This window comes from Virgisporangium aurantiacum (assembly GCF_016863635.1).
Taxonomy (GTDB): domain Bacteria; phylum Actinomycetota; class Actinomycetes; order Mycobacteriales; family Micromonosporaceae; genus Virgisporangium; species Virgisporangium aurantiacum.
This window is the reverse complement of sequence record NZ_BOPG01000009.1, coordinates 216,694-239,470: the sequence shown is the minus strand read 5'-3', so window position 1 is coordinate 239,470 and position 22,777 is coordinate 216,694. Positions and strand designations below refer to the sequence as shown.

The following is a 22,777-nucleotide window of genomic DNA, read 5'->3' as shown; positions in this document are numbered from 1 at the left end:
CCACTCGTGTGCCCGCTGTTCGACTGATGACGGACGCACTGCTGGGCGACGTTCGTTATCACGCCCGTTGTGCATAAACTGATCTGGCGCGTTTCGCGCGGGATTCGAGGTAGGCGCGATGGATGATGTACTGGCCCGTAGCGGCATCTTCCAGGGGGTGGATGCCGATGCTGCCGAGTCGTTGGCGAAGGAGTTGGAGTACGTCGAGGCCCGCAAGGGCGAGGTCGTCTTCAACGAGGGCGACCCTGGCGACAGCCTCTACATCGTGCTGTCCGGCAAGATCAAGTTAGGCCGGCGCGCCGCCGACGGGCGACAGAACCTCCTGGCCCTCACCGGCCCGAGCGACATGATCGGCGAGTTGTCGCTGTTCGATCCCGGTCCGCGCACGGCGACGGCCACCGCTGTCACCGATGCCCGGCTGGCCCGGCTGCGCAAGACCGCGCTGCGTCCGTGGCTCACCAACCGGCCCGAGATCGCCGAGCAGCTGCTCCGCGTGCTGGCCCGGCGGCTGCGACGCACCAACGACGCGCTGGCCGACCTCATATTCACCGATGTCCCCGGCCGGGTCGCCAAGAACCTGCTCCAGATGGCCGGTCGCTTCGGCAACCGCGACGGCGGGGTTCTGCGGGTCACCCACGACCTCACGCAGGAGGAGCTGGCCCAGCTCGTCGGGGCTTCGCGGGAGACCGTGAACAAGGCGCTGGCCGACTTCGCGTCCCGCGGGTGGCTCCGGCTCGACGGCAAGTCGGTGATAATCCTCGACCCGGAGCGGTTGGCCCGGCGCGCCCGGGTCTGACCTACCGCAGGTGGCGCGGGGAGCGCCGGTACCGGCGCAGGTAACCGCGTCGGTCGGCGTAGACGGCTGTCAGCAGCAGGCCCAGCGCGAGCATGGGCGGGCCGAGTACGCCCGCCACCGTCACGGCCGCCACCCGGCGGTCCGGCCGGTTGGCCGCCGTCTTCTCGGGTTCGGCCACCGGGTTCGCGGCGTCGGTCGCCTGGTTGCCGGCTCCGGCCGGGCCGGCCGCGCCCGGTACGCCGCCTGAGCCGGCGTTCGGCTGGCCACCGGTTGCGGGCTGGGCCAGCGACCGCACGTCGGTGAGCGGGTTCCCGGCCACCTCGGGCAGCTTCGTGGTCACCGCCGCCAGGGGGTCGACCAGGCCGAAGCCGTAGCGGTCGTCGCGGCCCGGCGGGCCCAGGTCGCTCGCGGTGGCGATCAGGTGGTTGATGACGTTGGCCGCGTCCAGCTGCGGCAACCGGGCCCGCACCAGGGCCGCGGTCGCGGTCACCAGGGGAGCGGCGAAGCTGGTGCCCTGCACCCGCCAGTAGCCGCCCGGACGGGCGCCGACCAGGCTCGCCGCGGGCGCGCTGAGCACCGTCTCCGGGCCGGTGAGCGCACCCGGCCAGAGTTCGTCGCCGGCCGGGCGGTCGAGCCAGGTCTGCCCGGGCGAGGAGCTGTTGCGCAGGCCCGTCACCGCGACCACGCCCGGCTTCCGGGCCGGGTACCAGACCCGCAGGTCGGCGCCGGTGGTCTGGGCGATGTTGCCGGTGCACGCGATCACGACCACGTCGCGCGCGGCCGCGTACTCGATGGCCGACGCGAGCAGGTCGCTCTGCGTGACGCCGCCCAGCGACAGGTTGACCACCTGCGCCCCGTGGTCGACCGCCCAGCGCAGCCCCTTCGCGACCACGGACGCGTCGTCGTACCGGTTCTGCTTGTCGAGCACGCGCACCGGCAGGATCCTGGCGTCGGGCGCGATGCCCACCACGCCGTCGGCGTCGCGCTTGCCGGCGATCAGCGCGGCGACGGTGGTGCCGTGGCCGACCGGGTCGACCCGCCCGTCGGTGGAGCCGTCGACCAGGTCGATCCCGGGAAGCACCTGGCCGGCGAGGTCGGGGTGGGTCGCGTCGACGCCGGAGTCGAGGATCGCGACGGTGACGCCGCTGCCGGTGGAGTACTGCCACGCGGCGACCGCGTTCAACGCCCCGAGCTGCCACTGTTCGTTGCGGACCGAGTCGGCGCGGGCGGGTGCCGGCATCAGGACGGCCGGCACCAGAACAGCACCAATCGCAGTCAGCGTCGCCAGGAGAATGGCGATGAACGCGGACCGACATTGATCGATGAACACACGCACGGCGCGTCCATTCTGACGGCTCCTCGCCACAACGACGAGACGGTCGTCTCTGACCGCTGTCGATGCGTGCGGGCATTTCCGGGCAAAACAAATCGCTACGCACCGTCCGGTCACATAAAGCCGTCCGAACGGCCCGCTACGGCGGTGGCAGATAGGCGAGCTGTACCAGGCGCACGCCGTCTCGCCGGGTGATCAGCCGGCCACGGCCAGGCGGCAACGGACCGGGCCGCACGTTGCCGACCAGAACGCCCTCGTCGCGGTCGCCGGACATCACCACGGCCGGGCCGGAGAGTTCCCGGATGCGCTGGATCACCTGCTCGTACATGGCCCGCGACGCGCCGCCGCTGCGCCGGGTGAGGATCACGTGCAGGCCGATGTCGCGGGCCTGCGGCAGGAAGTCGAGCAGCGGCAGCAGCGGGTTGGTGGGCCCGGTGCTCACCAGGTCGTAGTCGTCGACGAGCACGAACAGCTCCGGCCCCGACCACCACGACCGGCCGCGCAGCTGGTCGGGGGTGATGTCGGGACCGGGCAGCCGGCGCTGCATGTACGAGGCGGCCGTCTCCATCAGCTCGGTGGCCTGCCGGGCGCCGGTGCCGGTGCCGATCAGGTGGTCGCCGGTGATCGCGCCGAGCAGCCCCCGCCGGTAGTCGACCAGGATGACGCGGGCCTGTTCGGGCTTGAACCGCGCGACGACCGTGGCCGCCAACGCCCGCAGGAACGAGGTCTTGCCGCAGCCGCTGTCGCCGAAGAGCAGGAGGTGCGGCTCGGCGGCGAAGTCGACGCACACCGGGCGCAGGTCGTCTTCGGCGATGCCGACCGGCAGCATCAGCGGGTCGCCGGTGATCGCGGCGATCTCGTCGTACGGCACGAGTTCGGGCAGCAGCCGGACCCGGGGCGCGGGCGGCCCGGTCCAGGCCGCGGCTATCGCGGTCGTCAGGTCGGCCGCCGGCTTCGCGGCCAGGAAGTGGTAGCGGTCGGTGGTGATGCCCCGACCCGGTGCGAGCGGCACCGCGGCGGCCGTGCGCCGGTCGACGTCGGAGTCGCCCGGCTCGCCCAGCCGCAGCTCCAGCCGGGTGCCGAAGAGATCGCGGAGGCTCGGCCGGAAGTCGTTCCAGCGCAGCGCGCCGACGACGACGTGTATCCCGTACGCCAGCCCGCGGGTGGCGAGGTCGGTGATGGTCAGTTCGAGCTCGTCGTAGTCGGCGCGCACCGTGGCCCAGCCGTCGACCACCAGGAACACGTGGGCCCGGTGCGCGGTGTCGAGCGGCTCCCGCTCGCGCTCGGCGAGCAGCGTCACCAGTTCGGCGACGGTGCGGCGCACGGCGGTGATCTCCTGCCGGCCGGCCACGCCGCCGACGTGCGGCAACCCCGCGACGGAAGCGAGCGTGCCGCCGCCGAAGTCGAGGCAGTAGACCCGGGCCTCGGCCGGCGTGTGGGTCAGGGCCAGGCCGGTGACGATCGTGCGCAGCAGCGTCGACTTGCCCGTCCGGGCCGAACCGACCACGGCGACGTGGCCGCCGCTGCTCTCCAGCGGCAACCACAACGTGTCGCGACGCTGTTCGAGCGGCTTGTCGACGTGCGCGACCGGCACCTGCAGCGCGCCGTGCAGGTCGGGGTTGACGGTCGTCAGCCCGCGGGCCGGGTCGACCCGGAGCGGGCCGAGCAGGTCGTCGAGCCCGGGCGGGGCGTCGAGCGGCGGCAGCCAGACGCGGTGCGCCGGCGGGCCGAGCGGCGCCAGCCGCGCGACCAGGACGTCGAGCAGGCTGGCATCACTCGACGGCACGGGCGGCGCCGCGCCCGCCGGCGGCAGCGCGACATCGTGCGTCGTGTATTCCAGAACGGGGCGGCGCGGAGACCCGGCGGCCACGGCCGGCGGAACGTACGGCCCGGACGCGTACGCGGCCCGGAACCGCACCAGCGGCTCGGTGACGCACTTCAGGTACGCGTGGCCGGGCGTACGGGGCAGCTCGTACGCGTCGGGCACGCCGAGCACCGCCCGCGACTCCAGCGCCGAGAACGTGCGCAGCCCGATGCGGTAGGAGAGGTGCGTGTCGAGCCCGCGCAGCCGACCCTCCTCCAGCCGCTGCGACGCCAGCAGCAGGTGCATGCCGAGCGACCGGCCGACCCGCCCGATCTGCACGAACAGGTCGATGAAGTCGGGCTTGGCGGTGAGCAGTTCGGAGAACTCGTCGCACACGATGAGCAGCGTCGGAAGCGGCCCCAGCGGCATGCCGCCGCGCTCGTAGTCGTGGATCGACGCGAAGTTGCCGGCCCGCCGCAGCAGTTCCTGCCGGCGCAGCACCTCGCCGTTGATGGCGTCGGACATGCGGTCGACCAGCGTCAGCTCGTCGGCCAGGTTGGTGATCACGGCGGCGACGTGCGGCAGCCGGTCGAGCGAGACGAACGTGGCCCCGCCCTTGTAGTCGATCAGCACGAAGTTGAGATTGGCCGGCGGGTGGGTGGCGGCCAGCCCGAGCACCAGCGTGCGCAGCAGTTCCGACTTGCCCGAGCCGGTCGCGCCGATGACCAGCCCGTGCGGGCCCATGCCGTCGAGCGCGGACTCCTTCAGGTCGAGGTCGACGGGCTGGCCGTCGGTGCCGACGCCGATCGGCACCCGGAGCCGCTCGCGCGCCGCCCGCTGGGTACGCGGCCCGTCGAACACCGCCGCGTCGGCGATGCCGAGCAGTTCGGTGAGCCCGGTGGTGCGCCGCTCGGGCGCCTCGCCGCGACCGGTGACCGGCAGCCGCCGCGGCGCCAGCCGCCGCATCAACGCCTGCGCCTCCACCCGGCTGAGCGTGTCCGGCACGCCGACGTCACCGGTGTCGCCCACCGTCGTGGTGACCAGCCGTCCGGCGTCGGTGTCGAGCCCGATCGAGTACCGGTCGAGCAGCCTGGGCAGCGGGGTGTCGAGGTCGAGCACGGTGACGCCGGCGATCGCGCGGTCGGCCGCGAGGAGTTTGGCGCCCGTCGGGTCGCCGCCGTCGAGCACCACCACGACGTGCGGCCCGTCGATCACGCCGCCGTGGCCCGGCCGGGAACCGATGACGTCGGCCAGCCGCTGCTCCAGGTCGGCGACGCCGGTGGCGACCAGCCGCACCGGACCGGCACCGTCGACCCGGGTCGGATGCTGCGCGTGCGGCAGCCACTTGACCTCTTCCCACTCCGCGCGCCGGTCGGGCGCCGGGCACACGGCGACCAGCAGGTCGACCGGCGCGTGGAACGTGACCAACTGGGCCAGCGCCGCCCGCACCAGCCCGCGCGCGCCGTCGCCGCGCACGAACACGCGGGCGAAGCCGCGCAGCGACACCGCCACCGGCAGGTCGGGCACCACCGAGTAGGCGTCGAGGAACCGGCGCAGGGTACCGGCGGTCACCGGTTCCAGCTCGTCGAGGTCGGCGGTGACCGGCGCGAGCAGCGGGGTGGCGAGCGTCTGCGGCCCGGACCCGACCCGCACGACCGCGAAGTCGGAGTCGCCCGGCCGGCGTTCCCAGAGGCGGAAACTGTCGGCCGCGCACCAGAGCTGCTCGGGCGGCGGGTGGCGGTACGTCATCGCGGTGCGCTGGGCGGTGATCGTCGACCGGACCTGACGCCGCAGCACGGCGAGCTGACGCAGGTAGTCGCGCCGCATCGCCATGAGCTCCGCCCGCCGCGGCTGCCCGCCGCCGCCCCAACTGGTGGCCAGCATGCCGAGCGTCGACAGGCCGAAGAACGCGCCGATGACCAGCGAGTACCGGTCGCCGCTGCGGCCGGCGAACAGCAGCGCGGTGGCCACCGTGCCGAGCAGCATCGGCAGCACCTGCAGCGCACCCTGCCAGCGCGACCCGACCGGCTCCGGAATCGCCGGTGGCGGCGGCACCACGAGGTCGCCGGCCGGCAGCCGCGGCGCCGGCCGACGGGCTCCTCGGCGCACGACGACGACACCCATCGACACCTCCCCAGGTAACCGAGTGATCTCGGTCAGTCGATGATGAGGAGACTGTAAGCGACGGCTGGGACACGTGGGGTACCCGGATCCGTGGTAAACCTCTTCGCGTGCTCACCCGGATAACCGTGGCTTCCGCGCAGCGGCGGGTCGATGTCGTGCTGCCCGACGAGGTCCCCGTCGCCGAACTCCTCCCCGACCTGGTGCAGCGCGCCGGCGACGGCCTGGCCGACCGGGGCCAGCAGCACGGCGGCTGGGTGCTGCACCGCTTCGGCGGGCCGAAACTCGCGGCCACCGACTCGATGGCGAGTGCCGGCATCGCCGACGGCGAGGTGCTGCACCTGGTGCCGGCCCGCACCGACTGGCCGGAGCCCGAGTACGACGACGTGGTCGACGCGGTCGCGATCGGCGCGCGCGGCCTGGGCGCCCGCTGGAGCGGCGGAGCCACCCGGGTCGCGGCGGTGGCGGCGGCCGGGCTGATCCTCGTCATCGGGCTGATCGGCCCGCTCGGCGCTGGCTTCGCGCACGACCGCTGGGCCGCCCTGAGCCTGGCCGCGGTGCTGCTGGCGGCCGGGATCCTGGCCACCCGCGCGTACGCCGAGCCGCTGGTCGGCGCGGCGCTCGCCGCCTACTCGCTGCCGGCCGCCGCCCTGGGTGGCTGGCACCTGCTGGAATCGGGTGCTGACACCGCGTCACATATGCTTGTCGCCGCGACGGCGCTCACGCTCTGGTCGGTGGCCGGCGCTCTCGGCGCCGGCGCCGGGCAATGGATCTTCATCGCCGGCACGGCCGCGGGTCTGCTCGGCGTGGTCGGTGCAAGTGCGTCATTTGCGACGGGCACAGCGCGGGCCGCCGCACTGATATCCGTCGTGGTGGTGGGCGGGGTCACGGCCGCCCCGTCGCTGGCCGTGCGCCTCGGCCGCCTCCCGATGCCCGTGGTGACGCCCCCACCCGGCGCCACCGGCACCACCACCCCGGCCCAGCAACCCGATCGCGACCGCGTGCTCGCCGCGGTGGCCAGGGCCGACGCCATGCTCACCGGCCTGCTCGCCGGCCTGGCCGTAACGGCCGTGGCGGCCGGCTGGGCGTTGCAACCCGCCGGGCTGGCCGGCCCGCTGCTCACCCTCGTGGCCGGCCTGACGCTGCTGCTGCGGGCGCGGCTGCTCGTTACGGTCCGCCAACGCGTGCCCCTGCTGGCCGGCGGTGCCGCGCTCCTGTTCCTGCCGTTCGCCTCCGGCACTTGGACCTTGGGCCGGCTCGCCGCCCCGATGCTGGCCCTGGTGGTGGTGGGGTTGGCCCTGGCCGGCGCCCGCTACCGCCGCCGATCCCCGTCGCCGTACCTGGGCCGGGCCGCCGACATCCTCGACACACTCTGCCTGGTATCGGTCGTCCCGCTGGCCGCGGCGGTGCTGAACCTCTACGCGGCCATGCGCGGCCTGTCCGGCTGACGCCGCTCGATCCGCGTGGCGCCAGATTTCGCCTTTGGGATCGATCGCCTATTCCAGACAAACGGCGTCAGGGGTGGGTGCGGACGCCGGGCTCGTGGTACGTGCCGGCGGCGATCGCCTCCGTGTAGCGCTGCCGGGAGGCGACGATCTCCGCCTCGGCCTCGACCCGCCCCACCCACGTGGCGCCCTCGACGCTCTTGCCCGGCTCAAGATCCTTGTAGACCTCGAAGAAGTGCTGGATCTCCAGCCGGTCGAACTCGGCGATGTGGTGGATGTCGGTGAGGTGCCGGTGCCGGGGGTCCTCCGCGGGCACGCAGAGCACCTTGTCGTCGCCGCCCTTCTCGTCGGTCATCCGGAACATGCCGATGGCCCGGCACCGGATGAGGCAGCCCGGGAACGTCGGCTCGGAGATCATGACGAGCGCGTCCAGCGGGTCGTCGTCCTCGCCCAGCGTGCCCTCGATGAACCCGTAGTCGGCCGGGTACTGGGTGGCCGTGAACAGGGTCCGGTCCAGCCGGATCCGTCCGGTCTCGTGATCAACCTCGTACTTGTTCCGATGTCCCTTCGGAATTTCCACCGTGACGTCGAAAAAGTCCATCCGTGCCCCCTGCCGGTACCGGCGTCCGCTTGTCGCACCCGCGGGCTAGTGTCCCTGATGCGCGTGGACGGGGTGGAGGGAAGGCCGATGTCATTGCAGCGGGGCACGATCGTCGCGGCGGTCGTATTCGCCGTGAGCCTGGTCGTGTCCGGCGTGGGCACGTGGCGGGTCGACGACGTGGCCGGCCTGCTCAACGGCGGTCCGGCCACCGGCTGGCGGGCCGGCGCCGCCCCGAAGGATCTTGCGGTCCTGCCCGCCGCCGCCGCGGCCGCGCCGGTGCCCGACGCCACACAGGTCGCCGCGAAACTGCAGCCGTTGTTCGGCGACTCCGCGCTCGGCACCAACGTCACCGCGCACGTGATCGACGTGGCCACCGGGCAGGTTCTGTTCGGTCGGGGCTCCGACACGCCGACGGTTCCGGCGTCCACCATCAAGCTGGTCACGGCCGTGTCCGCGCTGGCCGCGCTCGGCCCGAACCACCAGTTCGTCACGAAGGCGGTGGCCGGCGCGGCCGCCGGCGAGGTGGTGCTGGTCGGCGGCGGCGACATGACGTTGTCGGCCGGCGAAACCGGCACCTACCCGGAGGCGGCCACGCTGCCCGACCTCGCCGAACAGGTGAAGAAGGCGCTGGGCGGCACCCCGCCCACGAAGATCACGTTCGACATCTCGATCTTCCAGGGCTCGGCCGTCGGCCCGTGGGACGCCGACATTCCGCAGGCCGCGCGCGTGGTCGGCCCGATCGTCGGTCTCACCACCGACGGCGCCCGGGTCGACCCGAAGGTCGGTCCCCGGGGTTCGACCCCGCGCGTGGCAAACCCCGCGGCCATCGCCGCGCAGGCGTTCGCCAAACTGCTCGGGGTGCCCACGAGCGCGGTGGCCCTCGGTACGGCGCCGCAGGGCGCGAAGGAGCTCGGCGCGGTGAAGTCGATGTCGCTGAGCCGCCAGGTCGAGCTCATGCTGGTCGAGAGCGACAACATGATCGCCGAGGCGCTGGCCCGGCACGTCGCTATCAAGAAGGGCAAGCCGGCCACGTTCGAGGGCGGCGCACAGGCCTCGATGGCACAGATCGCCGAGCTCGGGTTCGCCCCGGCCGAGCTGGCCCTGGCCGACGGCAGCGGCCTGTCCCGCGGCGACAAGGTGAGCCCGTCGCTCCTGGCCGAGCTGGTTGCGCTCACCGCGAAACCCGACCGGGCCGACCTCCGCGCGGTGCACACCGGGCTGCCGGTCGCCGCGTACAACGGCACGCTGTTCAACCGGTTCAAGAAGGCGAACGCGGGCGCTCCCGCCGCGGGGATGGTGCGGGTCAAGACCGGCACGCTGCGGTCGGTCAGCGGGGTGGCCGGCATCGTGTACACCGCCGAGGGCCGCGAGCTGGCGGTGGCGATCCTGGCCGACGGCGTCGTGGCCGGCGATGCGGGCACCCTCGCCGCGCAGGACGCGCTCGACCGGGTGCTCGCCGCGCTGGCCTCCTGCGGGTGTAAGTAGAGACCCGGACTCCACCCCGATCTTTGTGATCATCACCGGGGGTGTGGGCACGCCGCGGGTACGGTGGTGTGCATGGTGCAGTTTGTCGATTGGGATCTCGCCGCTTCCACCGCGGGTGCGCTGGGCAAGTCCGGCCCCAAGGTGAGCCTGGAAGAGGCCGCCGAGGCCGTCGCCGACCTGCGCCGCCTGGCCGACGAGGCGTCGGTGCACGTCGCCGAGTACACGCAGTTGAAGGGGCCGGAGTCACCGGTCCGGGTGGTCGACCGGAAAGACTGGGCGGCCGCCAACATCGCCGGCCTGCGGGAGGTCATCAACCCGCTCGCCGAGCGGCTCACCGGCGGCAAGAACCCCGGCGCGATCGGCACCGCGGTCGGCTCCCGGCTCACCGGCGTGCAGGCCGGCACGGTCCTCGCCTACCTCTCCGGCCGGGTGCTCGGCCAGTACGAGGTCTTCTCCTCCGACCCGGGCCAGCTGCTGCTGATCGCGCCGAACATCGTCGAGGCCGAGCGCCGGCTGGGTGCCGACCCGCACGACTTCCGGCTGTGGGTGTGCCTGCACGAGGTCACCCACCGCACCCAGTTCACCGCCGTTCCCTGGCTGCGCGCCCACTTCCTCGGCGAGGTGCAGGCGTTCGTCGACGCGTCCCAGCTCGAGAAGGACGAGATGCTGCTCCGCCTGCGCCGGGGCATCTCCACGCTGGCCGACGCCGCCCGCAACCCCGACAGCCGCGCCTCGGTTCTCGACATCGTGCAGAGCAGCGCCCAGCGCGCCGTGCTCGACCGGCTCACCGCGCTGATGACGCTGCTGGAGGGGCACGCCGAGTTCGTCATGGACGGCGTCGGCCCCGAGGTGGTCCCCACCGTCGCCGACATCCGGCAGAAGTTCAACCTCCGCCGCGAAGAGGCCAACCCGGTCGAGAAGGTCATCCGCCGGCTCATCGGCATCGAGGTCAAGATGCGGCAGTACGCCGAGGGCCGCAAGTTCGTCCACGGTGTGGTCGAGCGGGTCGGCATGGCCGGGTTCAACAAGATCTGGCAGTCGCCGCTCACCCTGCCGCGTCTCAACGAGCTCGGCGACCCGGGCGGATGGGTCGCCCGCGTGGTTCCGTCGCTCGCCGCATAAGCCATGACCGAGCGCTTGCGCGAGGGCATCATTGGGCGGAGTCCTCCCGGTCAGGGCGGCTCACCACGGAGTGGGGAGCCGGCATGACCGGCCCCTCGCGCGAGGTCGCCGCGGTTCGGCTGGCGGTCCGTCGGGCGTTGGAAGCAAGCGGACGCGGTAGGCACGGCGTTCTCGTCGCCTGCTCCGGCGGCGGCGACTCGTTGGCGCTGGCCGGCGCGGCCCGGTTCGTCGCCTCGCGGCTGGGGGTGGCCTGTGGCCTGGTCACCGTCGACCATCAGCTGCAGGAAGGGTCCGCCGAGCGGGCCGCCGAGCTGGCATCGTGGGCGCGTTCGGAGGAGTTCTCCCCGGTGCTGAGCGTCGCGGTCGAGGTCGCCGGCCGGTCCGGTGGTCCGGAGGCGGCCGCCCGGGAGGCCCGGTACGAGGCGCTGTGCAAGGCCGCCCACGACTGCGGCGGCGCCACCGTCCTCCTCGGGCACACGCAGGAAGACCAGGCGGAGACCGTGCTCCTGGCGCTGGCCCGGGGCGGCGGCCCGCGCGGGTTGGCCGGAATGCCGGCGATCCGGGAGGTCGACGGGATCACGTTCCTGCGGCCGCTGCTCGGGCTCACCCGGGCCGAGGTCCGCGCGGCGGGCGCCGAGATGGGCCTGAAGGCCTGGGAGGACCCGCACAACGCCGACCCGGCGTTCGCGCGGGCCCGCGTCAGGTCGGCGCTGCCGGTGCTGATCGACGTCCTCGGTGCCGGCGTCGTCGCCAACCTGGCCCGCACGGCGGCGCTGGTCGCCGACGACACCGCCGCCCTCGACGAACTCGCCGAGCGGGCCGTGTCGGTGGCCCGCGTGCCCGCCGGCCTTGCCGTCGACGTGCTCCTCACGCAGCCGGCCGCGCTCCGCACCCGCGTGCTCCGGCTCTACGCCGCCGAACTGGGCGCGGGCGCCCTGTCCCAGCGGCACATCGCGGCCCTCGACACGCTGGTGACCGACTGGCACGGCCAGGGGCCGGTGGGGTTGCCCGGTGGGGTCCTGGTCGGCCGCAGCGGTGGGCTGGTGGCGCCGGTTCGGGGTTAGATGGCCGCGTGCCCGCCTCTCAGAATTTCGGTCCTCACACCCGGCGTAAGCCGCTCCACGCACCGCGCGGTGTGGTGGCCACCAGCCAGCCGCTCGCCGCGTCCGCCGGGCTCGCCGTGCTGCGTCAGGGCGGCAACGCCGTCGACGCGGCGATCGCGACCGCAGCCGCCCTCGCCGTCGTCCAGCCCGGTTCGAACGACATCGGCAGCGACCTGTTCGCGCTCGTCTGGGACGGATCGGCGCTGTACGGGCTCAACGCCTCGGGCCGGTCGCCGGCCGCGCTGACGTTCGAGACCGCCCACGCGGCCGGCGTTCCGGCCAGTGCCGCCCTGGGCGGGGCGCAGGCCGACGCGGTTTCGACGATGCCGGCGCGGGGCTGGCTGCCGGTCACCGTGCCGGGCGCGCCGGCCGGCTGGCGCGACCTGCACGCACGGTTCGGCCGGCTGCCGTTCCCGGCGCTGCTGGCCGACGCCGCCCACTACGCCGAGCACGGGTTCCCGGTGTCGCCGTCGGTGGCGCACTACTGGGGCCGTGGGCTGGCCGCCGTCCGGTCAACGCTGGAGGGCCGGCCGGAGCACGCGGAGTGGCTGCGGGTGTTCGCGCCGGGCGGCCGCGCGCCGGCGGCCGGCGAGCTGTTCCGCAACCCCGACGCCGCCCGCACGCTGCGGCTGATCGGCGAGACCGGCGCGGAGTCGTTCTACCGCGGCGACACCGCGTCGGCGCTGGTCGGTTTCGCCGGTGGCACCGGCGGCCTGCTGAGCTCCGCCGACCTGGCGGCGCACGAGTCGACCTGGGTCGACCCGATCTCGGTGCGGTACCGCGACCACGAGGTGTGGGAGATCCCGCCGAACGGGCAGGGGATCGCGGCGTTGCAGGCGCTCGGCATCCTGGCCGGGTTCGACCGGCCGGTGGGCGTCCACGAGCAGATCGAGGCGATGAAGCTCGGGTTCGCCGACGCGCACGCCTACGTGGCGGATCCGGCCGCGATGCGCGTCCACCCGGATGCCCTTCTCGATGCCGATTACCTGGCGCGGCGCCGAGGCCTGATCACCGACAAGGCCGCCACGCCCGAGCCGGGTGACCCGGCCCGCGGCGGAACCGTGTACCTGTGCACCGCCGACGCCGGCGGCATGATGGTCAGCCTGATCCAGTCGAACTACATGGGCTTCGGGTCGTACGTGGTGGCGCCGGGCACCGGGTTCACGCTGCAGAATCGCGGTGCCGGGTTCGCGCTCGACCCCGACCACCCCAACGCGGCGGCGCCGTCGAAGCGGCCGTTCCACACGATCATTCCCGGGTTCCTGACCCGCGGGGGCGACGCGGTGGGCCCGTTCGGGGTGATGGGCGGCCACATGCAACCACAGGGCCACCTCCAGGTCGTCCTGTCCACTGTGGACGACGGCCTCGACCCGCAGGCGGCGCTCGACCGGCCCCGGTGGTACTGGCACGCGGGCCGTTCCGTGCAGGTGGAATCCGGGTTCGACGGGGTGGACGACCTGCGGGCGCGTGGGCACGAGGTGACGGTGGTGCCGGAGCCGGCCGGGTTCGGCTACGGGCAGGCGATCTGGCGCACCGCGTCCGATGGCCTGGTGGCCGGCACCGAACCGCGCGCCGACGGCGTCGCGCTGGGGTACTGACCGCTCACACGCCTCTCACGCCGCCGACCGCGCCCCTGAACGTGCTCCGGTAGGCCTGCGGCGTGGTGCACATCCGCTGGGTGAAGTGGTGGCGCAGCGTGGCGGCGCTGCCGAAGCCCGCGCGGGCGGCGATCGCGTCGATGCCGAGGTCACTCTCTTCGAGGAGGCGACGGGCCAGCAGGACGCGCTGGTTGGTGAGCCAGTCGTGCGGCGTGGCGCCGGTTTCGGCGCGGAACCGGCGGGCGAACGTGCGCGGCGCCATGTGCGCGCAGGCGGCGAGCGTATCGACGGTGTGCGGCTGGTCGAGGCTGCCCAGCACCTCCGCGAGCAGCGGTTGCAGGGTCGGTGCCTCGACGGTGGGCGCCATCGGCGTCTCGATGAACTGGGCCTGGCCGCCGTCGCGGTGCGGCGGAACGACCATGCGGCGGGCGAGCGCGGTGGCGACCGCGCTGCCGTGCACCTCGCGCACCAGGTAGAGGCCCGCGTCGATGCTCGCGGCGGTGCCGGCGCTGGTGATGATGTTGTCGTCGGCGACGTAGAGGACGTTCGGGTCGACCTTGGCGTTCGGGTAGCGGGCCTTCAGCTCGTCGGTGTGCCGCCAGTGGGTGGTGCAGCGGCGGTCGTCGAGCAGGCCGGCTGCGCCGAGAGCGAACGCGCCGGTGCAGACGCTCATCACCCAGGCGCCGCGGTCGGCGGCCCGCCGTAGCGCGTCGAGCGCCTCCTCGGGCGGCTCGAATCCGTTCTCGTACGGGGCGACCGCGACCAGATCGGCCCGGTCGATGACGTCGAGATCGTGCTCCGGATGGATGCTGAACCCGGCGTGCGTGCGCACCGGCTCGGCGCCCGGACTGCAGAGGGCGAAGTCGTACTTCGGCAGGTCGTCGCGGTCATAGCCGAAGATCTCGGTGAGGACACCGAGTTCGAACACCGCGAGCTCGGGAAGTGCCAGAACAGCGACCCTGGTGAGCATGTGACCCAGGATACCCGCGCTTGGCAGGATGTTGAAGATGTGTGGCATCACTGCCACTGTCGTTCGGTTGTTGCGAGGCGCATGCTTATTGACAACAGACCGGTGCGCACCGGCCAGATCCCCAGAAAACACCTATCTAAGGACTGGCCACCATGGAACTCCTCCTCCTCTCCGTCTTCGTCGTCCTCGCCCTCGCGTCCGCCCTCGGCTGGGCCGTCGACTCCCGCGACGGTGCCGACTGGTCACCCAGTGCCGATGGATTCCGGGTGGACCGCTGGCACTGACCATGACATTCCGTATACGTGGAAGGCCCGGCCTCTTCGCAGGCCGGGCCTGTTTGGTTCCGTTCCGTGAAAAGCGCCACCCGCGGCCCGCTCATACATCTTGATGGGGCAGGCTTGCCCCCATGGCCGAGGGGACCTGGTACGCCGGCGACATCGATCGCGTCATCGTCACCGAGGAACAGATCCGCGCGAAGACCGACGAGCTGGCCAAGCAGGTGGCCGCCGATCACGCCGACGCGGACTCGCTGCTGCTGGTGGGCGTGCTCAAGGGCGCGCTGATGTTCATGGCCGACTTCGCCCGGGCGCTGGGGCGCTACGGGCCGCCGGTCGAACTGGAGTTCATGGCGGTGTCGTCGTACGGGCAGGGCAGCTCGTCGTCGGGCGTGGTGCGGATCCTCAAGGACCTCGACCGCGACATCACCGGTCGGCGCGTCATCGTCGTCGAGGACATCGTCGACTCCGGCCTCACGCTCTCCTGGCTCCTGAAGTACCTGGCGGGCCGCGGTGCCGCGTCGATCGAGGTGGTGACGCTGCTGCGCAAGCCCGACGCGGTGCGGGTACCGCTCGACGTGCGGTACGTCGGCTTCGACATCCCGACGGAGTTCGTGGTGGGTTACGGGCTCGACTACGCGGAGCGTTACCGCGAACTGTCCGACGTCGCCGTGCTGAAGCCGGCGGTCTACCAGCGCTGAATCCCTCTTTGATGGGTGAGGCCTGATTCGCCCGATTTATGCTGTGAACCGGCTGAGACTTCCACCGGAGGGGTCAACCGGCGATCCACGCCACCTGAAACGACGGTGTACCGTCAAATAACCGGTTGCCGAGGGCGGCATCGGGCCCGGATCTGCCGGGATGGCTGGCTTACCGATCGGGAGGGGCCGGGCGCGCGGCGCTCGACGACGATATGGAACGTACTCGCTTGTTCCGCCGACCGCTGGTGTGGATCATCCTGGTCATCGCTGGCGCTGTCGCCCTGAGTTACCTGATTTCGGGCGGACCCACCTACACCAAGTGGGACACCTCCGACGTACTGAGCAACCTGCGCTCCGGTAACGCGAAGACGGTGCTTCTCGAAGACAAGGAACAGACCCTCAACCTTGTCCTCAAGGAGAAGCGCACGGTCAAGGGCACCGAGACCGATCGCATCCAGGCGTCGATTCCGGCCCAGTCGATGGACGAGTTGCAGGCCGAGCTCGACGAGCTCAAGGCCGCCGGCGTCATCGACAAGTACGACATCAAGGTCACCAAGGACAGCATCTTCGTCAGCCTGCTGGTCAACCTGTTGCCCATCGCGGTGCTGGTGATCCTGTTGCTGCTGTTCATGTCGCAGATGCAGGGCGGCGGGTCGCGGGTCCTCAACTTCGGTAAGTCGAAGGCCAAGCTCATCTCCAAAGACATGCCGAAGACCACGTTCGGCGATGTCGCTGGCGCCGACGAGGCCGTCGAGGAACTGCACGAGATCAAGGACTTCCTGCAGGCACCGGCCAAGTACCAGGCGCTCGGCGCGAAGATTCCCAAGGGCGTGCTGCTGTACGGGCCACCCGGTACGGGTAAGACGCTGCTCGCCCGGGCCGTCGCCGGCGAGGCCGGGGTGCCGTTCTACACGATCTCCGGTTCCGACTTCGTCGAGATGTTCGTCGGTGTCGGCGCGTCCCGCGTGCGTGACCTGTTCGAGCAGGCCAAGACGAACGCACCGGCGATCGTCTTCGTCGACGAGATCGACGCGGTCGGCCGTCATCGTGGCGCCGGTCTCGGTGGCGGGCACGACGAGCGCGAGCAGACGCTGAACCAGCTCCTTGTCGAGATGGACGGCTTCGACGCCAAGGGCGGGGTCATCCTGATCGCGGCCACCAACCGGCCCGACATCCTCGACCCGGCGCTGCTGCGTCCCGGCCGGTTCGACCGGCAGATCGCCGTCGACCGCCCCGACATGGAGGGCCGCAAGGCGATCCTGCGGGTGCACGCGAAGGGCAAGCCGTTCGCGCCCGACGTCGACCTCGACTCGGTGGCCCGCCGCACGCCCGGCTTCACCGGTGCCGACCTGGCCAACGTGATCAACGAGTCGGCGCTGCTGACCGCCCGTGAGAACAAGCGGGCCATCGTCAACGACGCGCTGGAAGAGGCGATCGACCGCGTCATCGCCGGTCCGGAGCGCAAGACTCGCGCGATGAGCGACCACGAGAAGAAGATCACCGCGTACCACGAGTCGGGGCACGCCCTGGTCGCCTGGGCGCTGCCGCACTCGGCACCGGTGCACAAGGTGACGATCCTGCCGCGTGGTCGGTCGCTCGGTCACACGCTGGTGCTGCCGACCGAAGACAAGTACACGCAGACGCGCGCCGAGATGATCGACACCCTGGCGTACGCGCTGGGCGGGCGGGCGGCCGAGGAACTGGTGTTCCACGAGCCCACCACCGGCGCCGGCGACGACATCCAGAAGGCCACCGGCCTGGCCCGCGCGATGGTCACCGAGTACGGCATGAGCGCGAAGCTCGGGGCGGTGAAGTACGGCAAGACCGACGGCGAGCCGTTCCTCGGCCGCACCGTGGGGCACGAGCGCGACTACTCGGAGAAGATCGCCGCGGAGATCGACAACGAGGTGCGTGCGCTGATCGAACTGGCCCACGACGAGGCCTGGGAGATCCTGGTCGAGTACCGCGACGTGCTCGACAGCCTCGTGGGCGAGTTGATGGAGCGCGAGACGGTCAGCCAGGCCGACATGGCGCGCATCTGTGCCCGCGTCGAGAAGCGGCCGCCGATGGCGCCGTACAACGTCAACGGGCGTCGGCGCCGGCCGGCGATCGGTTCGAACGGCTCCGAAGCGGCTGCCCTGCCCGCTCCGCCGGCATCCGGCGAGGGTTCCACGGTCTCCGTGGGCAGCAAACCCTCCGATGGTTCGGACGGCGACCACTGACCAGTTCCGCACCCGGCCGTCCCGCTGCCACCGGCAGCGCGGACGGCCGTTCCACATCCTCTGCCGGGCGTTCCGATTCCGCGTCCTCCGCCGGGCGTTCCGCTTCCGCGGACGGCCGTTCCGCGTCCTCTGCCGGTCGTTGTAGCGCGACCGAGCCGGATCCCGACGATGGCCTTCCGCCGGTAGAACTCGACTATCTGGCGGCCCGCATCATCAACGGCCGGCACGCCGGCGGCCCGGTGGAGAAGGCCGTCGACCTGCCGCGCATCGAGGCGGCGGTCCGCGAGATCCTGATCGCGGTGGGCGAGGACCCCGACCGCGACGGCCTGCGGGAGACGCCCGCCCGGGTGGCGCGGGCCTACGCAGAACTGCTGGCGGGCCTGCGGGTCAACCCGCGCGACGTGCTGACCACCACGTTCGAGGCCGACCACGACGAACTGGTGCTGGTGCGCGACATCGAGGTGACCAGCCTGTGCGAGCATCACCTGCTGCCCTTCCACGGTGTGGCGCACATCGGCTACGTTCCCGGCCCCGACGGCCGGATCACCGGCCTGTCGAAGCTGGCCCGTCTGGTCGAGGTGTTCGCACGCCGCCCACAGGTGCAGGAGCGCCTGACGGCGCAGATCGCCGACCTGCTGATGGACCGGCTGAAGCCGCGCGGGGCGATCGTGGTGCTCGAGTGCGAGCACATGTGCATGTCGATGCGCGGCGTCCAGAAGGGCGGCTCCCGCACGGTGACGTCGGCCGTCCGCGGAATGCTCCGCGACGACGCGAAGTCGAGGGCAGAGGCGATGAGCCTCATCATCCGAGGCTGATCCACTTTCCGGCTATCCGAACACCTCGAAGATGGTCCAGAGCGTGCTCACGAACGCCGGCGTGCCCGCGATCAGGCTGATCAGCATGCCGAGCACCGGTGTCCGCCGCGGCCGTAGTCCACTGGGCTCCTGGTAGGCGAACCCGATCGTCAGCCAGGCAAGCGCAAACGACACGAAGACCAGCATCACCCCGCACGGCACCGCGGCAACCGGCGCAATCCCGTCCTCGACGACGAGCATGAACAGCAACGGCACCTGCGCGAGCGCGAACAGCACCGCATACGAGAAGTAGATGATCCCGTTGCGCGCCCCCGGCGACCGCTTGATCCGCGCGTCAATGTCGGACAGTTCTGCGTCGGCCCGCTGGAGCGTCGTCCGAGCCTCCCCGATCAACGTCATCGCCGCCTCCGGCAACCGCGGATTCGCCGACGGCGGCCCGAGGCCGGTGCCGGGGGGAGCGCTGATCACCGGGAAAGCCCCGGTGTTGACGGTCGGGTACGAGCCCGTGTTCACGTGCAGCGGGTTCGGCACCCCGGAAACGGGTGGATGTCCGCCCGGTCCCGATACGGGTGGGTACCCGCCCGGTCCCGAGACCGGTGGCCTCCCTCCCGGTCCGGATACGGGTGGGTATCCGCCCGCGGGTGGTCTCCCTCCCGGGCCCGATACCGGCGGATATCCGCCCGCGGGTGGCCTGCCTCCCGGTCCTGACACGGGTGGGTATCCGCCCGCGGGTGGCCTGCCTCCCGGCCCCGACACCGGCGGAAATCCGCCCGCCGGTGGTCTCCCTCCCGGCCCTGACACCGGTGGGTGCCCGGGGTGTTGTGACCGGTCACCAGCCGGCTGCGGGTACGGAGCCGGACCATCGGGCCGCGGCGGACTGGTCACCTGCACCTGTCCCGGCCCGGCCGGGTTCCGGCCGTACGCGGCCGGCCCGGGCCAGCCCGACGTGTTCGGATGCTGCGGTGCGGGTCCCGGACGAGGCGTCACCACGGGAAAGCCGCCGGTGTTGGTCCCGGGATTGACCATCTGGCCGGTCGGAATGCTGCCGGTGACCGTCGGAAAGCTCCCGGTCGTCGACATGACGGCCGCGTGGGCCGCGGCCCGCTGCAACGCCACCTGCGCCAGCCTGCCGAGGGCCGCATCCGCCGCACTCAGATCGGCCGCCGTGGGCCGCAACGGCACCGGCTGCCCGTCGCTGACCATGTCGCCGATCCGGTTCTGCTGGATGGCGATCTGCCGACGCGCCGTCGCCAGTTCCGCCCGCACCCGCTTGACGGCCGCGGTCTGTTCCGTCACCACCTTGGCCGCCTGCCGCCGGACGGCGTCCAGCCGCTGCGCAGCCCCGACGTAGTCCCGCCACCGCTGTGGCGACGGCGCCCACATCGGCGGTTCCACGGTGCCCGGCTCCTGCTCCGCCAGTTGGGCGCACACCCGCCTGATCACGTCGGCCGGCGGTTCCGGGTCGAGGTACACCGGTGCGTTGAGGCGGGCAGGTCCGACGCCGGTGCCGGAGTAGGTCGCCCCGGGCGGATCGCCGACCCACACGTAGGGATTTCGCAGCGACACCTGCGTGCTGTGCGGCAGCGGTGCCTGGGTTGTCTCCGCGGTGAGCGGAGGCGGCGGCCAGCCGGCAACGATCAGATGCAGCCGGTGCGCGACACCCACCCGGGCAAGGTGGGCGATGCGGGCGAGGTCGCTGCCGTCGGTCAGTTCGGGCAGCGAGGCGATGACGAGAACGAAGTACCGGTCGGGGGGTGGCCCCTTGACCGTGTCGGTCGGGTCGCTGTTGGACTCGCCGCCGTTTCCTTGCGCGGTGCCTTGGGCGTTCCCCTGCGCAGTGCCCTGCGCTTTTCCTTGCGCGGCGCCCTGCTGCGCCGGGCCTGGCTCTGTGATTGCCTGTTCCGCCGCGGCCTGCCCTGTCGTGGCCTGCCCTGTCGTCGCCTGTTGTGCGGTCCCCTGTTGCGCGGCTGTCTGTTGCGCGGCTGCCTGTTGCGCGGCTGCCTGTTGCGTGGCTGCGTGTTGCGCGGCTGCCGGCGGAGCGGCTGGCACGGCGGCCTGGTGCGCCGCCTGGCCGGCGTCGGCCGGGCGAGCCACGGCGCCAGCGGGTGGCGTGCTCCGGATCCAGTTGTCGGCCTCGATCAACACCGACTGCATGCCGCCGTGGTCGGTGATCGGTGCCGGCAGGTTCGGCAGACCGGCGAACGCGGCGATCGTGTCACCCTCGCCGGCGGCGTCGATGACCCTGACGTGGAGCGCTCCCGGAATCGCCGCCGCCACCAGCCGTAGCAGCACGCTGCGCAACAGGCCGGCGACCCGGGGGTCACGCGCGTCGGCGTCGATGGCCAGGTGGCCGGTTCCGAAGAGCGGAGCGATCGCCGGGAACGCCGCGTCGTCAAGCGGATGTGCCATGCCGAGCCGGAGGAAGGCGGGTACGCCGGAGCCGCCGGCGGGGGTGGCGGCCGAGACCGCGTCGAGGCCGGAACCCAGCCAACCGGGCACCAGATCGGCCGCCGCCGTACGCAGACGCGCCGCCAGTTCGTGCTGCTCGGCGTACTGCTCGGCCGGTGCGCTGGACGGCGAATACCCGTCGACCGCGCTCGCCGTCGCCGCGATCGCCGCAGCCGCCTGCCGGTGCAGCACAGCAGCCCGCTCGACCCGCGTGCGCAGCCGTGCCACGACACCCTCCCTGCCGAGTCCTTGCCCGGAACGGTAACCTAACCCGCCGGTCGTATCGGCTCACCGGCGGATGGCTGGCACACCTCCGGCTCCATTGTCCGGGTCGGTGTAGTCGGACCGCGAGGCAGGGCCGGCTTCCTCCAAATGCGGCACTCCGTTCGGCCCGAACAGCTGTTGGCGCAACTCCTCCGGGTCCAGCTCGGTCAGCTTCTGTGCGCTGCGGCGGAGCGTCTCGGCATGCTGGGGATCGTCGAGCAACTGGTGCGGCGACACCGTGCCGCTCGCGAGCAGCCGGCCGATCTCGCGCAGCGCGGGGTCGGAGTGCTGGCTGAGCGCGGTGAATACCTTGGCGCGGTGCGCCAAGACCTCGTCGTGGAGGTGTTGGTCGAGGCTGAAAAAGGGCGAGGAGAACCCATTGGGGACGCTCATCGGCGCACTCCTTGGTTGAGAACGGGTGAGACTCAGGTGTAAGCGGGGGCCTGGCCACCACCCCCGGTGGGCAGGCTGTAACCGGGTGCTCCGGCTGATGCGAGGCTGGGCAGCGGTCCGTTCGGATCGATGACGCTGAAGCCGTCGATGCCCGCCGTGAACGCCTTGGCTCCCGACTCGGCGATCTTGATGCAGTCCAAGATCTTCATGCCGACCTCGATGAGCTGCCAGATCTTCCCGACGGCCATGGTGAGGTTCATGGCGGCCCCCAAAGCCATTCCACCGCGTGTCGCGAGGGTGAGTTCGAGCAGCGCCATGGTGGCGATGTCCGCCGCGACGACCACCATCCCGGCGACCGCCTCGGCGAGCTTGTACGTGTTCTCCGCGACGCTGATGTACTCGGCCGACAGTTCGTCGAGCTTCGTGTTGGCGCGGTTCAGCGCGTCGCCGATGTTTGCCAGGTCGCGCCGGCTCGCGTCGGCGGCATTGCCGGTCCACACGAACTGGGAGTCGATGCTGCCGCTCCGCACGTTCGCACTCATCGTGAGGGCGGCGACCGCCAGATTCCGGTGGACGTCGGCGCAGGCCCGGAAGCCCGCCCAGTCGCCCAACCAGGGCTTCAGCCACTCGACGAAGATGTCTATCGGCCGGTTCCCGATGCCGAGCTTGGCGGCCAGCCCGGTTGCCTCCCAGATGACGTTCCGGACGTGGCTGGTAGGGCTCAGATACGAGTGCCACTTCATCTCGAACCGGTACTCACCCGAGTAGTCAGGCGGGGCGGTCATGGCGTTCTGCGGCTCACCACGGTCGGCGAAGCCGAGGCTGCCCATGTCGGGTTGGGTTGTCGGCCACGCGATCACGGGCAGCTTGTCGTCGAAGGCAGCGGCCGCAGCGAGATCGGTGCTGCGGTAGGAGACCAGTGCCGAGCCCATGCCCGTGGACTGCGTCTTGGCAGCCGAGTCCAACGTGTGGAAGAACTGGCTCACCTGCTTTGTCGCCTCGCGGTGACCCCCCATGACCAGGTTGATGATGCCTTCGCCAGGACCAAGCTGCGTGTGCCTGTCCACGTAGCCGCGACCGGCGGCGGCGTCCTCCCCCAACCGGTCCAGCTGGCGTGGTAGGCCAGCCAAAGCGGCGACGTCAACCGAGAAGCCCATCGTCGTCCTCCCCAGGTCGAAGCGGGCCGTCGAGGCGGCCCGCGTCGGGCAGTTCCATGGAACGGTTCGGGTCGGTGGGCAGACAAGGGGCAATCAGTTCCTGTGGATAAGTTCAGTTGAAATC

Annotated in this window: 17 protein-coding genes; 10 read left to right on the top strand and 7 right to left on the bottom strand. The window is 71.9% G+C overall.

Features of this window, described 5'->3' with window-relative positions:
* Window positions 1-118: 118 nt before the first annotated feature.
* Window positions 119-796 (top strand): Crp/Fnr family transcriptional regulator, encoded by a 678-nt coding sequence (locus Vau01_RS06935; protein ID WP_203988385.1) that lies wholly within the window; start codon window positions 119-121, stop codon window positions 794-796.
* A 1-nt stretch (window position 797) separates the two neighbouring features.
* Here Vau01_RS06935 and Vau01_RS06930 read toward each other — a convergent pair whose 3' ends face one another.
* Both Vau01_RS06930 and eccCa read right to left on the bottom strand, forming a co-directional pair.
* A complete protein-coding gene (locus tag Vau01_RS06930; protein ID WP_203988650.1) occupies window positions 798-2,036 on the bottom strand; it encodes a S8 family serine peptidase in 1,239 nt (412 codons plus the stop codon).
* 232 nt (window positions 2,037-2,268) lie between these two features.
* Window positions 2,269-6,057: a type VII secretion protein EccCa gene (eccCa, locus tag Vau01_RS06925; RefSeq protein ID WP_203988384.1), complete on the bottom strand. Its 3,789-nt coding sequence runs from the start codon at window positions 6,055-6,057 to the stop codon at window positions 2,269-2,271.
* 107 nt (window positions 6,058-6,164) lie between these two features.
* Here eccCa and eccD point away from each other — a divergent pair, with 107 nt between their 5' ends.
* Window positions 6,165-7,502 carry a type VII secretion integral membrane protein EccD gene (eccD, locus tag Vau01_RS06920; RefSeq protein WP_203988383.1) on the top strand — a complete coding sequence of 446 codons (1,338 nt, stop codon included), beginning with the start codon at window positions 6,165-6,167 and terminating at the stop codon, window positions 7,500-7,502.
* Between the two features lie 67 nt (window positions 7,503-7,569).
* On the opposite strand, the gene Vau01_RS06915 is transcribed toward eccD, so the two are convergent.
* The gene (locus Vau01_RS06915; RefSeq protein ID WP_203988382.1) at window positions 7,570-8,100 is read right to left on the bottom strand and encodes an inorganic diphosphatase; all 531 of its coding nucleotides are present in this window, start codon (window positions 8,098-8,100) and stop codon (window positions 7,570-7,572) included.
* Window positions 8,101-8,187: 87 nt separating this feature from the next.
* Here Vau01_RS06915 and dacB point away from each other — a divergent pair, with 87 nt between their 5' ends.
* The 4 genes from dacB to Vau01_RS06895 all read left to right on the top strand — a co-directional run bounded on the left by dacB (window position 8,188) and on the right by Vau01_RS06895 (window position 13,408).
* On the top strand, window positions 8,188-9,585 hold the full coding sequence (dacB, locus tag Vau01_RS06910) for a D-alanyl-D-alanine carboxypeptidase/D-alanyl-D-alanine endopeptidase (protein ID WP_203988381.1): 1,398 nt from the start codon (window positions 8,188-8,190) through the stop codon (window positions 9,583-9,585).
* Between the two features lie 72 nt (window positions 9,586-9,657).
* The gene (locus tag Vau01_RS06905) at window positions 9,658-10,707 is read left to right on the top strand and encodes an Rv3626c family coenzyme F420 biosynthesis-associated protein (RefSeq protein WP_203988380.1); all 1,050 of its coding nucleotides are present in this window, start codon (window positions 9,658-9,660) and stop codon (window positions 10,705-10,707) included.
* An 83-nt stretch (window positions 10,708-10,790) separates the two neighbouring features.
* On the top strand, window positions 10,791-11,771 hold the full coding sequence (gene tilS / locus Vau01_RS06900; RefSeq protein WP_203988378.1) for a tRNA lysidine(34) synthetase TilS: 981 nt from the start codon (window positions 10,791-10,793) through the stop codon (window positions 11,769-11,771).
* Window positions 11,772-11,845: 74 nt separating this feature from the next.
* Window positions 11,846-13,408: a gamma-glutamyltransferase family protein gene (locus Vau01_RS06895; protein WP_239151367.1), complete on the top strand. Its 1,563-nt coding sequence runs from the start codon at window positions 11,846-11,848 to the stop codon at window positions 13,406-13,408.
* Between the two features lie 4 nt (window positions 13,409-13,412).
* Here the strand turns inward: Vau01_RS06895 and Vau01_RS06890 are convergent, their stop codons facing one another.
* Window positions 13,413-14,378 (bottom strand): GlxA family transcriptional regulator, encoded by a 966-nt coding sequence (locus tag Vau01_RS06890; RefSeq protein WP_203988375.1) that lies wholly within the window; start codon window positions 14,376-14,378, stop codon window positions 13,413-13,415.
* Window positions 14,379-14,530: 152 nt separating this feature from the next.
* Here Vau01_RS06890 and Vau01_RS64560 point away from each other — a divergent pair, with 152 nt between their 5' ends.
* From Vau01_RS64560 to folE, 4 genes are all read left to right on the top strand, one after another.
* A complete protein-coding gene (locus Vau01_RS64560) occupies window positions 14,531-14,662 on the top strand; it encodes a hypothetical protein (protein ID WP_275423922.1) in 132 nt (43 codons plus the stop codon).
* Window positions 14,663-14,784: 122 nt separating this feature from the next.
* Window positions 14,785-15,354: a hypoxanthine phosphoribosyltransferase gene (gene hpt, locus Vau01_RS06885; protein ID WP_203988374.1), complete on the top strand. Its 570-nt coding sequence runs from the start codon at window positions 14,785-14,787 to the stop codon at window positions 15,352-15,354.
* A gap of 212 nt (window positions 15,355-15,566) precedes the next feature.
* Complete coding sequence (gene ftsH, locus Vau01_RS06880; protein ID WP_203988373.1) at window positions 15,567-17,576, top strand: ATP-dependent zinc metalloprotease FtsH; 2,010 nt, start codon at window positions 15,567-15,569, stop codon at window positions 17,574-17,576.
* Between the two features lie 197 nt (window positions 17,577-17,773).
* Complete coding sequence (folE, locus tag Vau01_RS06875; protein WP_203988649.1) at window positions 17,774-18,391, top strand: GTP cyclohydrolase I FolE; 618 nt, start codon at window positions 17,774-17,776, stop codon at window positions 18,389-18,391.
* Between the two features lie 12 nt (window positions 18,392-18,403).
* Here folE and Vau01_RS63215 read toward each other — a convergent pair whose 3' ends face one another.
* Genes Vau01_RS63215 through Vau01_RS06855 form a run of 3 tightly spaced genes read right to left on the bottom strand, consistent with a single transcriptional unit; the run spans window position 18,404 to window position 22,653 of the window.
* Complete coding sequence (locus Vau01_RS63215; RefSeq protein WP_239151366.1) at window positions 18,404-21,067, bottom strand: hypothetical protein; 2,664 nt, start codon at window positions 21,065-21,067, stop codon at window positions 18,404-18,406.
* Between the two features lie 60 nt (window positions 21,068-21,127).
* A complete protein-coding gene (locus Vau01_RS06860) occupies window positions 21,128-21,496 on the bottom strand; it encodes a hypothetical protein (protein ID WP_203988371.1) in 369 nt (122 codons plus the stop codon).
* A gap of 32 nt (window positions 21,497-21,528) precedes the next feature.
* On the bottom strand, window positions 21,529-22,653 hold the full coding sequence (locus Vau01_RS06855) for a hypothetical protein (protein WP_203988370.1): 1,125 nt from the start codon (window positions 22,651-22,653) through the stop codon (window positions 21,529-21,531).
* Window positions 22,654-22,777 lie beyond the last annotated feature (124 nt).

What these genes read in the sequence shown, in the direction of transcription:
- tilS (WP_203988378.1), top strand. Translation starts at nt 10,791, where the DNA reads ATGACCGGCCCCTCGCGCGAGGTCGCCGCGGTTCGGCTGGCGGTCCGT.
- Vau01_RS06905 (WP_203988380.1), top strand. Translation starts at nt 9,658, where the DNA reads ATGGTGCAGTTTGTCGATTGGGATCTCGCCGCTTCCACCGCGGGTGCG.
- Vau01_RS06855 (WP_203988370.1), bottom strand. Translation starts at nt 22,653, where the DNA reads ATGGGCTTCTCGGTTGACGTCGCCGCTTTGGCTGGCCTACCACGCCAG.
- Vau01_RS06915 (WP_203988382.1), bottom strand. Translation starts at nt 8,100, where the DNA reads ATGGACTTTTTCGACGTCACGGTGGAAATTCCGAAGGGACATCGGAAC.
- hpt (WP_203988374.1), top strand. Translation starts at nt 14,785, where the DNA reads ATGGCCGAGGGGACCTGGTACGCCGGCGACATCGATCGCGTCATCGTC.
- Vau01_RS06890 (WP_203988375.1), bottom strand. Translation starts at nt 14,378, where the DNA reads ATGCTCACCAGGGTCGCTGTTCTGGCACTTCCCGAGCTCGCGGTGTTC.
- Vau01_RS06860 (WP_203988371.1), bottom strand. Translation starts at nt 21,496, where the DNA reads ATGAGCGTCCCCAATGGGTTCTCCTCGCCCTTTTTCAGCCTCGACCAA.
- dacB (WP_203988381.1), top strand. Translation starts at nt 8,188, where the DNA reads ATGTCATTGCAGCGGGGCACGATCGTCGCGGCGGTCGTATTCGCCGTG.
- Vau01_RS64560 (WP_275423922.1), top strand. Translation starts at nt 14,531, where the DNA reads ATGGAACTCCTCCTCCTCTCCGTCTTCGTCGTCCTCGCCCTCGCGTCC.
- eccCa (WP_203988384.1), bottom strand. Translation starts at nt 6,057, where the DNA reads ATGGGTGTCGTCGTCGTGCGCCGAGGAGCCCGTCGGCCGGCGCCGCGG.
- ftsH (WP_203988373.1), top strand. Translation starts at nt 15,567, where the DNA reads ATGGAACGTACTCGCTTGTTCCGCCGACCGCTGGTGTGGATCATCCTG.
- Vau01_RS06930 (WP_203988650.1), bottom strand. Translation starts at nt 2,036, where the DNA reads ATGCCGGCACCCGCCCGCGCCGACTCGGTCCGCAACGAACAGTGGCAG.
- Vau01_RS06935 (WP_203988385.1), top strand. Translation starts at nt 119, where the DNA reads ATGGATGATGTACTGGCCCGTAGCGGCATCTTCCAGGGGGTGGATGCC.